Origin of the sequence: Gluconacetobacter brunescens (assembly GCF_048695475.1) — a bacterium.
Lineage (GTDB): Bacteria > Pseudomonadota > Alphaproteobacteria > Acetobacterales > Acetobacteraceae > Gluconacetobacter.
On sequence record NZ_JBLHEN010000002.1, the window covers coordinates 1,003,047 to 1,016,797 of the forward strand.

At 66.8% G+C, this 13,751-nt stretch carries 11 protein-coding genes; 2 read left to right on the forward strand and 9 right to left on the reverse strand.

All coding sequences use genetic code 11. The features are described from left to right. Positions 1–60: 60 nt before the first annotated feature. Positions 61–1,176: a THUMP domain-containing class I SAM-dependent RNA methyltransferase gene (locus tag ACMAUO_RS16860; RefSeq protein ID WP_420358080.1), complete on the forward strand. Its 1,116-nt coding sequence runs from the start codon at positions 61–63 to the stop codon at positions 1,174–1,176. Positions 1,177–1,260: 84 nt separating this feature from the next. After that, positions 1,261–2,139, forward strand: coding sequence for a LysR family transcriptional regulator (locus tag ACMAUO_RS16865; protein ID WP_420358081.1), 879 nt, complete (start codon positions 1,261–1,263; stop codon positions 2,137–2,139). Between the two features lie 43 nt (positions 2,140–2,182). On the opposite strand, the gene ACMAUO_RS16870 is transcribed toward ACMAUO_RS16865, so the two are convergent. Genes ACMAUO_RS16870 through ACMAUO_RS16910 form a run of 9 tightly spaced genes read right to left on the reverse strand, consistent with a single transcriptional unit; the run spans position 2,183 to position 13,524 of the window. Beyond that, positions 2,183–2,761 (reverse strand): DNA-3-methyladenine glycosylase I, encoded by a 579-nt coding sequence (locus ACMAUO_RS16870; RefSeq protein WP_420358082.1) that lies wholly within the window; start codon positions 2,759–2,761, stop codon positions 2,183–2,185. 59 nt (positions 2,762–2,820) lie between these two features. Beyond that, positions 2,821–3,204 carry an acyl-CoA thioesterase gene (locus ACMAUO_RS16875; RefSeq protein ID WP_420358083.1) on the reverse strand — a complete coding sequence of 128 codons (384 nt, stop codon included), beginning with the start codon at positions 3,202–3,204 and terminating at the stop codon, positions 2,821–2,823. A 59-nt stretch (positions 3,205–3,263) separates the two neighbouring features. Beyond that, positions 3,264–4,778 carry a succinyl-CoA:acetate CoA-transferase ScpC gene (scpC, locus tag ACMAUO_RS16880; protein WP_420358307.1) on the reverse strand — a complete coding sequence of 505 codons (1,515 nt, stop codon included), beginning with the start codon at positions 4,776–4,778 and terminating at the stop codon, positions 3,264–3,266. Positions 4,779–4,825: 47 nt separating this feature from the next. Beyond that, positions 4,826–6,016 carry a thiolase family protein gene (locus tag ACMAUO_RS16885; RefSeq protein ID WP_420358084.1) on the reverse strand — a complete coding sequence of 397 codons (1,191 nt, stop codon included), beginning with the start codon at positions 6,014–6,016 and terminating at the stop codon, positions 4,826–4,828. Between the two features lie 33 nt (positions 6,017–6,049). Next, on the reverse strand, positions 6,050–6,985 hold the full coding sequence (locus ACMAUO_RS16890; RefSeq protein WP_420358085.1) for an electron transfer flavoprotein subunit alpha/FixB family protein: 936 nt from the start codon (positions 6,983–6,985) through the stop codon (positions 6,050–6,052). Between the two features lie 38 nt (positions 6,986–7,023). Continuing rightward, positions 7,024–7,773 carry an electron transfer flavoprotein subunit beta/FixA family protein gene (locus ACMAUO_RS16895; protein ID WP_420358086.1) on the reverse strand — a complete coding sequence of 250 codons (750 nt, stop codon included), beginning with the start codon at positions 7,771–7,773 and terminating at the stop codon, positions 7,024–7,026. A 39-nt stretch (positions 7,774–7,812) separates the two neighbouring features. Continuing rightward, entirely contained in the window at positions 7,813–9,582 is a 1,770-nt protein-coding gene (locus ACMAUO_RS16900; RefSeq protein WP_420358087.1) for an acyl-CoA dehydrogenase C-terminal domain-containing protein, read from the reverse strand. Positions 9,583–9,630: 48 nt separating this feature from the next. Continuing rightward, positions 9,631–11,877 carry a 3-hydroxyacyl-CoA dehydrogenase/enoyl-CoA hydratase family protein gene (locus ACMAUO_RS16905; protein WP_420358088.1) on the reverse strand — a complete coding sequence of 749 codons (2,247 nt, stop codon included), beginning with the start codon at positions 11,875–11,877 and terminating at the stop codon, positions 9,631–9,633. Positions 11,878–11,907: 30 nt separating this feature from the next. Continuing rightward, positions 11,908–13,524 carry an electron transfer flavoprotein-ubiquinone oxidoreductase gene (locus ACMAUO_RS16910; protein ID WP_420358089.1) on the reverse strand — a complete coding sequence of 539 codons (1,617 nt, stop codon included), beginning with the start codon at positions 13,522–13,524 and terminating at the stop codon, positions 11,908–11,910. Positions 13,525–13,751 lie beyond the last annotated feature (227 nt).

The window sequence follows — 13,751 nt, forward strand, 5'->3', positions numbered from 1 at the left end:
ATCCCCCCATGCCGGGGCATGCCGGTTGCTGCGGCGCCGGCTTCCTGCCATGCAGGCCGCATGACGCAAGACCGGGATTTCGAGATCTTCCTCGCCACCGCACCAGGCCAGGAAGACGCGCTGTGTGGCGAAATACGCCTGAAGGGCTTCAGGCAGCCCCATGCCGTTCCCGGCGGCGTCGTCATCAAGGGCGGCTGGCCGGAAGTCTGGCGCGCCAATCTCTGGGTCCGGGGGGCTAACCGCATCCTGGCGCGGATCGACGCCTTCAAGGTCGTCCACCTCGCCCAGCTCGACCACCGCGCGCGGCTGGTGCCGTGGGCCGGCCTCCTGCGCCCCGATATCCCCTTCCGGGTCGAAGCCTCCTGCACCGGGTCGCGCATCTACCATGCCGGCGCCGCCGCCGAACGGATCGAGAATGCGATCCGCAGGACCATCGGCGCCCCCTGCGCGCCCGATGCCGCTCTTACGATCCGGGTGCGGATCGACCACGATCTCTGCACGATCAGCATCGACAGTTCCGGAGAATTGCTGCACCGGCGCGGCCACAAGCAGGCCGTCAACCGCGCCCCCATGCGCGAGACCATGGCCTCGCTCTTCCTCCTGCAATGCGGCTATGACGGCACCGAGCCGGTATTCGACCCGATGTGCGGCTCGGGCACCTTCGTCATCGAAGCGGCCGAGATCGCGGCCCGGCTCAATCCCGGCCGCTCGCGCCATTTCGCGTTCGAACTCCTGGCCAATTTCGACGAAGCCGCCTGGCAGAAGATGCGCGACGTCAAAAGCATGCGCGTGCCGACATCCTGCTACTACGGCAGCGACCGCGACGCCGGGGCCATCACCATGAGCCGCGCGAATGCCGAACGCGCGGGCGTCACCCCCTGGACGGTATTCCAGCAGACTCCGATCAGCGACATCCGCCCCCCCTGCGAAACGCCGGGCCTGGTCATCGTCAATCCCCCCTACGGCACCCGCATCGGCGACAGGAAGGCCCTGCTCCCCCTCTACCGCGCGTTCGGCCGCACGCTGGCAACCCATTTCACCGGCTGGCGCGTCGGCCTCGTCACCACCGAATCCGGCCTAGCCCACGCCACCGGCCTGCCCTTCCTGCCCAACACCGCGCCCATACCGCATGGCGGCCTGCGCGTAACGCTGTTCCAGACCGCTCCCCTCGCCTGATACCCTGGCGGGAACCGGCCATCCGGCCCGACCAGCGAGGCTTCCGACGCAGCCTCCCAGCCTTTCGCGTGCGGATTCCCTGCCATGATCGACATTCGACAGATGCGCTATTTCGTCGTGCTGGCCGAAACGCTGCATTTCGGGCGCGCGGCCGAGCGCCTGCATCTCAGCCAGCCGCCCCTCAGCCGCCAGATCGCCGCCCTGGAAAAGGAACTGGGCGTCCGCCTGCTCGAACGTCACTCGCGCCACGCGACACTCACCCGTGCCGGCCAACGCTTCCTGGATGATTCCAAGGCGGTCCTGGCCGCCTTCGACCAGGCCTGCGCCAATGCCCAGCTCGCGGAACGCGGCCAGCTCGGCGAGCTGTCCATCGGCTTCATGATGTATGCCACCTACACGGTGATCCCCAGCCTCGTGCGCCGCTATGTGGCGCATTATCCCATGGTCCATACCAGGCTGCGCGAGGTCATCCCCGGCTCGCTCGCCGCCGACATCCAGGCAGGCCGCTTCGATGCGGGGATCATGTTCGATCCGGGCTTCATTCGCGGCCTGCAGACGAGCGCGATCCTGAGCGAGCCGCTCTGCCTGGCCGTGCCGGCCGACCATCCGCTCGCCCTCCGTCCGTTGATCGAAGCCAGGGACCTGGAAGACGAACCCCTGCTCGCGGCCCCGGTCGAGGTCTCCGCGATGCTGCGGGAGGCCATCGTCCGCTATTGCCGATCAGGCGGATTCGAGCCGATCATCCGGCTGGAAACACAATATCAGCATACGATCGTCAATCTCGTCGCCGAAGGGCTTGGCGTCGCCCTGGTTCCCTACGGAATCCGCAAAGCAAGCAGCGGCGGCGTCGTTTTTTGCGATCTCGACAATGCGCCGATCGTCAATCACGTCGTGGCATGGCGGCCCGGAAACCTGAATCCCGCGCTCAAGCCGTTCCTCGAGGAATGCGAACGCACATCATAGAACATTCAAAAATACCGCCGCCCCCCTTTCCTCACCGCGCGCCCTATCGAACATGGCGAAAGCACGCGGGATCATGATCGTCGATCATGCCGACAGCCTGCATCCAGGCATAGACGATTACCGGCCCGACAAACCGGAATCCCCGCGCCTTGAGCGCTTTCGCCATCGCCTGCGACAGCGGCGACTGCGCCAATACCGCCCCCGTCATGTTCCGCACCGGCGCATCCGGCACCATGCCCCAGGCAAATTCGGCGAAATCCTCCCCGCGTTCCATCATGGCCAGATAGGCCCGCGCATTGCCGATCGTCGCCTCGATCTTGGCGCGCGCCCGGATAATCCCGGGGTCCGCCATCAGGCGCTCCACATCCGCCACCCCGAAACGCGCGACCTGTTCGGGATCGAACCCCGCGAACGCACGCCGAAACCCCTCGCGCCGCCGCAGCACGATCAGCCAGGACAACCCGGCCTGGAACCCCTCAAGACACAGCATTTCCCACAGCATCCGGCTGTCATGTACCGGCACGCCCCATTCCTCGTCGTGATAGGCCCGCAGCAACGGGTCCGTCCGCGCCCAGCGGCAGCGTGTCACGGCACTCGTTCCGGCAACAGATGCATCATCCATCCCGGTCCTATAGCACGGAACCCGCGCCCGACGACAAAGCCCCCGCGCCCAGGACTCGGCTACACGGCCACCTGACGCGGCCGTCCCTCCGCATCCAACGCGACGAAAACGAAACAGCCCTGTGTCACCTTCTGGATTTCCGTCGTATGCCGAACCCGCCGCCAGGCCTGAACATCGATCGTCATCGAGGTCCGCCCCACCTTCAGCAGGCGGGTATAAATGCTCACCTCGTCACCCACGGCGACCGGATGGTGAAACACCACGCCATCAATCGCCACTGTGGCACACCGCCCCCGCGCCGTCAGCGCGGCGGTGGTACTGGCGGCCAGATCCATCTGCGACATCAGCCAGCCACCGAAAATATCGCCCGCGGGATTGGTATCGCTGGGCATCGCCACAACCCGGATCGTCAGGTTCCCGCCATCGGCCGTTTCACTACTCATGATTCATATCCACCTCTCTTGGAGCCTGACCATCACTGCGCGGGCCGGACCGCGAACCATCAGGCCCGCATCGACCCGGTCTCGATAAAGCGCTGGTGCCAGGCCAGGGATTCCCGCAACAGATGCGGCGTCTCGCCCCCGAAGACGCCGCTCTCGGCACGGTCCAGATAGTCCTTCAGCATCGGCCGGTATTCGGGATGGGCGCACCGGTCGATAATCAGCCGCGCCCGCTCGCGCGCCGACAATCCCCGCAGGTCGGCCAGGCCCTGCTCGGTCACCAGCACCTGCACGTCCTGATTGACATGATCGACATGCGCCATCATCGGCACGATGGCCGAAATGCTGCCGCCCTTCGCCGTCGACGGTGCCATGAAGATCGAGAGATGGGCACTGCGCGCAAAATCCCCCGATCCGCCGATTCCATTCTGCACGCGCGAGCCCATGACGCGCGTGGAATTCACATTGCCGTAGATATCGGCCTCGATCATCGTATTCATGGCAATGCAGCCCAGCCGCCGGACGATCTCCGGATTGTTGCTGACCTCCTGTTGCCGCAGCACGATCTTTTTCCGAAATGCCGCCATCTCACGGTTCAGCAGGGCGGATGCCTCCGCGCTGACCGAAAACGCCGCCCCCGAAGCCGCCCGCATCTTGCCCGAATGGAGCATGGCCAGCATGCCGTCCTGAATCACTTCGGTAAAAGCCACAAGATCGTCAAACGGCCCATCGGCCAATCCCGCCATCACCGCATTGGCGACATTCCCGACCCCGGACTGGATCGGCGGCAGCGAAGGCGGCAGGCGCCCGCGCGAAACCTCATGACGGAAGAATTCCATCAGATGGCCCGAAATCGCCCGCGCCGCGCCGTCCGCCTCCCGAAAGGAAGCGTTCAGATCAGGCTCGTTCGTCAGGACGACCGCCGCCACCTTGTCCGGATCGACACGCAGCACGGTCTCGCCGATCCGGTCCTCGGGACGGCGCAGCGGCAGTTCGCGGCGATCGGCCGGCAGGGTATCGCCCGCCCATATGTCGTGCAGTCCCTCGATGGCCGGATTATGCCATTCATTGACCTCGATGATGACCTTGTCGGCCATGTCGAGCCACGTCTTGTTATTGCCGATCGAGAGGGTCGGCACGATCCCGCCATCCTCGCGGATCGCCGCCGCCTCCACCACCGCCACGTCGATCCCGCCGAAGAAACCCGCCCGTACCCATGGCGCCAGGCGGCTCAGATGAGTATCGACGTAAGCGGTTTCCCCGGCATTGATCCGCCCCCGCATGTCGGGGTCGCCATTATAGGGAATGCGGAAACTCACACCGTGCGCCCGCGCCAGCCCGCCATCGAGTTCCGGGCTGGTCGAGGCCCCGGTAAACAGGCGCACGGCAAAGGGCATCCCGGCCTGCCGCGCCTCTTCCATCCGCCGGGCCAGGGCCCTGGGTACGGCCTTTGGCGTGCCGGACGGCGTAAAGCCGCCCGTGGCCAGCGTCATGCCATGCTGGATATGGCCGGCGGCATCCTCGGCGCTGCAAATCCTGCGCCGCATGCCGGCATGTCGAACACGATCCTCGCCCATATCGGTCATTCTTTCCGTTTTTCTTGTTTCTTTTTCCGGGTGGCGGATCAGGCGGCGATCTCGATGGCGATCGCGGTGGCTTCCCCTCCCCCGATGCACAACGCCGCAACCCCGCGCCGCGCCCCACGCGCGCGCAGGGCATGCAGCAGGGTGACGATAATGCGCGCGCCCGTCGCACCGATCGGATGCCCCAGCGCACAGGCCCCGCCATGCACGTTCAACCGATCCGCCGGAATGGCCAGATCCCGCTGCGCCGACATGGCCACCACGGCAAACGCCTCGTTGATCTCGAACAGATCGACATCCCCAACCGACCACCCGGCCCGATCCAGGACCTTGCGGATGGCCGGAATGGGCGCGGTGGTGAACCAGGCCGGCTCCTGCGAATGGGTCGCGCAGGCGCGGATTTCCGCCAGAACCGGCAACCCCGCCCCCAGGGCGTACGACCGGCGCGCCAGCACCATCGCCGCCGCCCCATCGGCGATCGCCGACGAACTCGCCGCCGTAATCGTGCCATCCCGGCGAAAGGCGGCCTTGAGGGACGGAATCTTCTCCGCCGAGATTTTCGCCGGGTTCTCGTCAGCCGCAACGCGCACCTCGCCCTTGCGGGTCGCCAGCGTCACGGGCTCAATCTCCTGCGTGAACGCACCATCCGCGATGGCCGCCTGCGCGCGCGCCAGCGTCTGCCCGGCATAGAGGTCCTGGTCCGCACGACTGAACCCGTACGCCTCCGCCGTGGCCTCGCCGAAATCACCCATCGACCGGCCACCTTCATAGGCATCTTCCAGGCCGTCCCGCAGCATATGGTCCACAACCGTCTCGTGCCCCATGCGGTATCCCGTGCGCGCCCGCGGCAGCAGATAGGGCGCGTTCGACATGGATTCCATCCCGCCCGCCACGGCAATCGTCGTCGATCCCGCCAGCAGTGCATCGCGCGCCATGAACACCGACATCATGCCCGAGCCGCAGACCTTGTTGACCGTCGCCGCCGCCGTTCCCTGCGGCAGGCCGGCACCCAATGCCGCCTGCCGGGCCGGATTCTGCCCGATCCCCGCCCCCAGCACGCAGCCCATCGTCACCATATCGACCCTGTCGGGCGCCAGGCCGGCACGGCCCAGCGCACCGCGAATGGCGGTCGCCCCCAGCATCGGCGCCGTGGCGGCGGACAGATCGCCCAGAAACCGCCCCAGCGGCGTCCGCGCGGCCGCAACGATCACGGCCGGATCTTCATGTATCATGATGTCTTTTCCTTGTCGGGCTGCCACGACCGGTCAGCCAAGCGCCTTTTCCAGTTCGGGAACGATCTCGAACAGATCGCCGACGATGCCGTAATCGGCCACCTGGAAGATCGGTGCATCCTCATCCTTGTTGATCGCAACGATCACTTTCGAATCCTTCATGCCGGCCAGATGCTGGATGGCCCCGGAAATGCCGAGCGCGATATAAAGGTCGGGCGCCACGACCTTGCCGGTCTGGCCCACCTGCAAATCGTTCGGGGCATATCCCGCATCGACCGCCGCGCGCGACGCGCCGATGGCGGCATGCAGTCGTTCAGCAAGCGGGCCGAGAATTTCCTGGAATTTCTCGGCCGACCCCAGCGCCCGCCCACCGGAGACGACAATCCGGGCCGACGCCAGATCCGGCCGGTCGCTGCTGCTCAGCGTCTCGCCCTCGAAACGGGCCTGCCAGACACCCTCAGGCGCCTTCACCTCCTCGATCGGCACGGCCGCTTCGCCCACCCCAGCAGCGGAAAAAGCGGACGTCCGGATCGTCAGAAGTTTCTTTTCATCCGTGCTCTGCACCACGGCGACCGCATTGCCGGCATAGATCGGCCGCTCGAACGTATCCGGCGAAACCACCCGCACCACGTCGGAGACCTGCATGACGTCGAGCAACGCCGCCACGCGCGGCAGCACATCCTTGCCGCCGGACGTCGCCGGCGCGGCCACCACCCGATACGCCCCGGCCAACGAATGAACCAGCGCGGCCAGCGGCTCGGCGAGCCCATGCGCAAACGCCCCATCGTCCGCCAGAAGAACCCGCTCCACGCCCCGAAGTTTCGCAGCCTGTTCAGCGACCGGCCCGGCCTGATGTCCCGCCACCAGAACATGCACCGCATCGTCGATCGCGCCCAGCGCGGTCAGGGCACGGGCGGTGGCATCGGATAGCACGCGGTTATCATGATCCGCGATAAGAAGTGTCGTCATGCTGATCTCCGCAATCTCGTGGTTGCAAAAGAAACGTGTCAGACAAGCCCCGCCGCGCGCAGGTCTCCGACCAGTTCGGACGCGGTGGCCACCCTGATGCCCGGCTTGCGCCCCGAGGGCGGGCGCACCGCCAGAATCTTCAGCCGCCGGCCGATATCGACGCCATAATCGGCAGGCGTGCTTGTCTTCAGCGGCTTCTTGCGGGCCTTCATGATGTTGGGCAGCGCGCAATGCCGGGGCTCGTTCAGGCGCAGATCCGTGGTCACCACCGCCGGCAGCGGCAGCGACAGCGTCTGCAATCCGGCATCGATTTCACGCGTCACCAGCAGCCGCCCGTCCGCGAACCGCACGGCGGAGGCGAACGTCGCCTGGGGCCAGCCCAGCAGCGCCGCCAGCATCTGGCCGGTCTGGTTGCAATCATCGTCGATCGCCTGCTTGCCCAGGATGACGAGGTCCGGCTGTTCCTCCCCCACGACCGCACGCAGCAGCTTGGCCACCGCCAGCGGTTCGACCGTCTCGTCGGTCTGGATCAGCGTGGCCCGGTCGGCCCCCATCGCCAGAGCCTGGCGCAGCGTATCCTGCGCCTTGGCCGGCCCGATGGAGACCACCACGACCTCCTCGGCCAGCCCCGCCTCCTTCAGGCGCAGCGCCTCCTCCACCGCGATCTCGCAGAACGGATTGATCGACATCCGCATGCCGGACAGGTCAATGCCGCTCTCGTCCGTCCGCACACGCGGCCGGGCATTGGAATCGAGAACCATCTTTACCGGAACAAGGATCTTCTTCATGGATTCTTTTCCTCCGAGGATTATATCCGGGGCCGCGCGTCAGAAATCCCCGGCGGCCAGCGCCATGACGGGCGCGCTTCCCGCGCCGATCTGCCGCGCCAGCGCCCCCGCCTGCGGCAGGATGCGGCCGGCAAAGAACCGCCCGACCGCGACCTTGCGCCGCGCATGCGCGTCCGCGTTCTCCCCCATCTTCGCCACGGTCAGGGTCATGCGCAGCCACAGCCAGCCGAAGGTCACCAGCGCGAACAGGCGCAGGTAATCGGTCGCCGCCGCGTTCCGCTCGTCCGGTCCGGCAAGGTCACCGTCGATCAGCCGCGCCGTCACCTGCTCCAGATGCGCCAGCGCCTCGCCCACGGCCGCGTACTGCGCGGCGGCTTCGGCAACTCCCTCCGCCTGTTCCAATGTCTCCCTGATCAGACCAAGGAACATCCGGACAGGACGGCCGCCGTCGAGCGGCAGTTTCCGCAACACCAGATCCTGTGCCTGGATGCCGTTCGTCCCTTCGTAGATCATCGCGATCCGGGCATCGCGGACAAACTGCTCCTGCCCCCATTCACGGATATAGCCATGGCCGCCCAGCACCTGCTGGCCCAGCACGGCGGCCTCGAACCCGAAATCGGTCAGGGCCGCCTTGATCACCGGCGTCAGCAGCGCCACCAGCCCACCGGACACGCGCCGAACGTCCGGATCGGGATGAAACTTTTCCTTGTCCATCTCCAGCGCCGTAAACAGGCTCAAAGCCCGCCCGGCCTCGATGAAGGACAGCATCGACAGCAGCATCCGCCGCACGTCCGGATGGGCGATGATCGGCGCGGTGCCGGCCACATCCGTCGCCCGCCCCTGCAACCGCTCGCGCGCATAGGTCGCGGCAGTCTGGTAGGAGGCGTCCGCCACCCCCAGCCCCTGCACGCCGACAAACAGCCGCTCGGCATTCATCATGGTGAACATCGCCGCCAGGCCGCGATGTTCCTCTCCCACCAGCCAGCCCTGGCAGCCGTCATAATTCATGACGCAGGTGGGCTGGGCATGAATGCCCATCTTGTGTTCCAGCGCGCCGACCGAGATGGCATTGCGCGCACCCGGCGCCCCGTCCCGATCGACCAGAAATTTCGGGCACAGGAACAGGCTGATGCCCTTCGTGCCCGCCGGCGCACCGGGCAGCCGCGCCAGCACGAGATGAATGACGTTCTCCGCCATGTCGTGATCGCCGGAGGAAATAAAGATCTTCGATCCGGTCACGGTATATGAGCCATCGCCACGCGGCACCGCCGTCGCCTTCAGCAGGCCCAGATCGGACCCGGCGCCGCCTTCGGTCAGCGCCATCGCGCCGGTCCAGGTGCCGGCAATCATCTTCGGCAGGTAAAGCGCCTTCAGGGTCTCGTCGCCATGGGCCTCGATCGCCTCATACGCACCGCGCGTCAGGCCGGGAAACAGTCCGAACGACAGGTTGGCGGCCGACAGCATCTCGTCCACCAGGATCTGCACCGTGCGCGGCAGCCCCTGCCCGCCATGGTCGGGCGAAGCCGACAGCCCGCCCCACCCGGCATCGGAAAACGCCGCATAGGCCTCCGCGAAGCCCTTCGGGGTCCGCACCACGCCGTCTTCCAGACGGCAGCCCTCGGCATCGCCGCTCATGTTCAGCGGCTGGAGAATCTCGGTGCAGAAACGTCCGGCCTCCTCCAGCACGTTCTCGACCACATCGGTATCGATCTCCGCATAGGCGGGGATTTCGGCAAAGACCTGTCCAGCGCCGAGGACATCCTTCAGCACGAACATCATATCCTCGACCGGAGCCTTGTAGGATGGCATGTCCTGTTCTTCCTTCTTGTGCGATGTGCGTGCGCGGTGTGCCGCGCGTCAGTTCCGCAGGGGTTTGCCGGTGGCGATCATCTGGCGCATGCGCGCGCGGGTCGGTTCGGCAAGGGCGAGATCGAGAAAGCATTCCGTCACACGCGCGGTCAGGTCCGAGGCGCTGACAGGCCGCCCGTCGCCGGACAGAACCCCGACCAGCGCATCCGCGATCACGCGGTCATGCGGCGCGAGAGAAGGCGCCAGATCCTCAACCACCCCCTCCAGCACGGCACGAGGCGGCAGATGCAGGTCCGGGGCCACAGGCGGCCGGAAACCGGGCCGCAACGCCTGCGCGACGGCGCGGGCATCGGCAATCAGCCGGTCGGCATTCATCACGATGCGATCGTCCGGCCGCAGCAGCCGGGCCTCCCGCGCGCGGAAGGCGCCCGGCCACGTCACCCCCTGCACCACGCCCCGCAGCGTCGCCGACGCCGCCTCGCCCGCATCCAGCCCGGCGGCCTGATGACGCGCCAGCCACGCCGTCACCCCGCCCCAGCCCGGCACCAGACCGACCTGCGCCTCGACCAGCCCGATCCGCGCCTCGGCATGGGCAACCACCCGATGGGCATGCAGCAGAAACTCACATCCACCGCCGACAGCCAGCGCACCAACCGCCCCGACGACAGGGAACGGCGCACCGGCCAGAGCATCGAACGCCCGCTGCCCGGCATGCAGGAAAGCCTCCAGCCCCGCCCGGTCATTGCCTTCCGACAGGGCCAGCATGGCTTTCAGATCCGCACCGGCACTGAAGACCGGCCCGTCATTCCCCGCGACCAGCGCATCGAAATAACGCGGCACGACGGCCGCGATCCGCTGCACGGCCTCGATCAGCGGCGCGGTAAAGACGTTCAGCTTGGTGTGGAAAGCAAACAGCCCCACGCCATCATCCAGATCCCACAGCGACGCCGCCTCGCTCGACCAGACCGGCTGCCGGGCCAGACGCAGCGCCGGCAGCGCGATAACGCCCTCGACCGGCTCCAGGCGGGCATGAGCCGTCCCCTCCGCCCGCGGCACAAGAACCTCGCGCGCCCCGTCCGCAACACGATAGAACCCGCCGGCGGAGGCCGCCTGCAAAAGGGCAGGCACCGGCTGCCCGTCCTCGGCCAGCCGGCCGGCCAGCCATTCCGCGCCGATCCGGTCGATCAGTTCGAACGGCCCATGGGTCCAGCCATAGCCAAGGCGCATGGCCTCATCCACCTGATCGGGCCGATCCGCGATTTCCGGCACCAGAGACGCCGCATAGGCCAGGGTCCGTGACATCACCGCCCAGGCATAGCGCCCCGCGAGATCGCTTCCCGCCATCAGCCGGCGCGGCTCCCCCTCCAGCACCGGCGCCGGGCGCGCATCGCGATACGCTCCACCGGCGAGGTCCAACACCTCCCGCGCCCCGCGTCCGGCAGCCATCCGGTAGAAGCCGCCGCCACCCTTGCGCCCCGTCAGCCCCCGCTCCAGCATCGCAGTGACGCGCGCGGGTTCCGCGTCATAGGCCTGAATGGCGTCCCCGGCCGGCAGATTGGCCTGGAGCGAGCGGATCAGCCCCGGCATCAGGTCAATGCCGATCAGGTCGTACAGCCCGAACACGCCCGTGCGCGGCAGGCCAAACGGCTTGCCCATCACCGCATCGGCGGTCTCCACGTCGATACCCAGCCGCAGGGCCTCGCCCAGCCCCGCCGCCAACCAGAAACAGCCGATACGGTTGGCAATGAAACCCGGCGTGTCGTTGCAGGCCACGATGCTCTTGCCGAGACCCACATCAATAAAGCGGCTCAACCGTGCCGCCGTGCCCGGATCGGTATGCGGCCCGGTCACCAGTTCCAGCAGCCGCATCTGGCGCGGCGGATTGAAGAAATGCGCAATCAGCACATCACGGGCCAGCACCGGATCCATGCCCTCCACCAGTTCGCGCAGCGGGATCGTCGACGTATTGGACGACAGCACGCAACCCGGCTTCCTGACCTGCGCGATCTCCGCGAACAGGCCGCGCTTGATCTCCAGCCGCTCGGCCACCGCCTCCACGATCCAGTCCGCATCGGCCAGCAACGCCATGTCGGTGCGCGTGCTGCCGGTCCGCACCCGTTCGGCGAAGTCCGGCAGCATGAAGCCCCCGAGCTTGACCTGCCGCTCCACCGCACGGGCGGCGACCTCGGCATCCAGGTCCAGCAGCACGACATCCGCACCCGCATTGGCCATATGCGCCGCAATCCCGGCCCCCATGGTCCCGGCGCCGATCACCGCGCATTTACGGAATACCATGTCTGTTTCGAAATCTTTCATATCTCGGCCTCACATATTCGCGTAATTGGGGCCACCGCCGCCCTCGGGCGGGGTCCAGGTGATGTTCTGGGCCGGGTCCTTGATGTCGCAGGTCTTGCAATGCACGCAGTTCTGCGCGTTGATCACGAAGGAAGAGGTTCCATCCGCCGCAACCGCGACCTCATAGACCCCGGCCGGACAATAAAGCCGCGCAGGCTCGCCAAACCGGGGCAGGTTCTCGCGGATCGGCAGCAGCGGATCGGCCAGCCGCAAATGGCAGGGTTGATTTTCCTCGTGATTCACACCCGACAGATACACCGAGGATAACCGGTCGAAGGTCAGCACCCCGTCCGGATTCGGATAGGCAATCGGCGTCACCTCGGCGCGCGGTCGCAGGCTGGCATAATCGGCCTTGCGATGGCGCAGCGTCCCCAGCACCGAGCCTCCGCCAAGCGCATGCGCCCACATATCCAGCCCGCCGAGGGCCAGCCCCGCCAGCCCGAAGCGCGACCAGAGCGGCTTGACGTTGCGGACGGGATAAAGATCCCGGCCGATCGCCGACATGCGCCATCCGTTCTCGTAAGATCGCGGCTCGACCCGATCCGGCTCCCCGACGATCGCGTCGGCCGCCTGAATGCCGGAGAGGATGGCATTATGCGATCCCTTGATCCGCGCGACATTCATGAAGCCCGCAGCACAGCCGATCAGCGCCCCGCCCGGAAAGGCCACACGCGGCACCGCCTGCCACCCACCCTCGGTCAGGGCCCGTGCGCCATAGGCAACCCGGCGCCCGCCGGCCAGCAGATCGCGCATGGACGGATGCGTCTTGAAACGCTGGAACTCGTCGAACGGCGACAGGGTCGGGTTGGCATAGTCCAGATGAACGACGAGCCCCACCGTCACCAGATGACCCGCACCATGATAGACGAAGGACCCGCCACCCGTATGCCGGTCCAGCGGCCAGCCCACAGTATGCCGGATCAGGCCGGGATGGCACTTTCCCGGCGCGACCTCCCACACTTCCTTGATCCCAAGTCCATATTTCTGGACGCCAGACTCACGGTCCAGCCCATGGCGGGCAATGACCTGCTTGCTCAGCGAGCCACGCGCTCCTTCCGCAAACAGGGTGTACCGCGCGCGAAGTTCCATGCCCGGCGTGAAAGATGCAGTCGGCTGGCCATCCTTGCCGATCCCCATGTCACCGGTCGCGATCCCTTCGACCCGGCCGGTCTCGTCATAGAGGATCTCGGTCGCCGGAAACCCGGTATAGATCTCGACCCCAAGCCCTTCCGCCCGGCCCGCCAGATAGCGCGTCACCTCGCCCAGCGACCCGACGAAACACCCCTTGTTGCTCAGACGCGCCGGAAACAGGATTTCCGGCACGGAAAAAGCCCGGCCCTGCGTCAGGAAGGCAAACCGATCCTCCACCACCTCCTGGCGAAGCGGGCGATCCTCCTCCTCCCGCCACCCCGGCAGCAGCGCGTCCAGCCCCACCGGATCCATGACCACCCCGGAGAGGATATGGGCACCGGTTTCCGCCCCCTTCTCGACCACGATGACCTGAAGGTCGGGTGAGCGCTGCTTGAGCCGGATCGCCGCCGCCAGACCCGCGGGGCCCGCCCCGACGATCACGACGTCACACGTCATTGCCTCTCGATCCTCACGATGCCCCAGCACCTGCACCCCCTCGCGCCAAAACCTACCAAACACTTGTTGGGTGACATCTAGGGACCGGCCCGACGCCTTGTCGAGGTCCAAAATCGGCGCGAACGATCACAGATGTATGATGTCTGCCGGCAACGAACCACGGAACGTCCGGCACGCTACGACACCCGCCCCCGACTCCATCCGGCGCGGAGATGCAGGTCACAGGA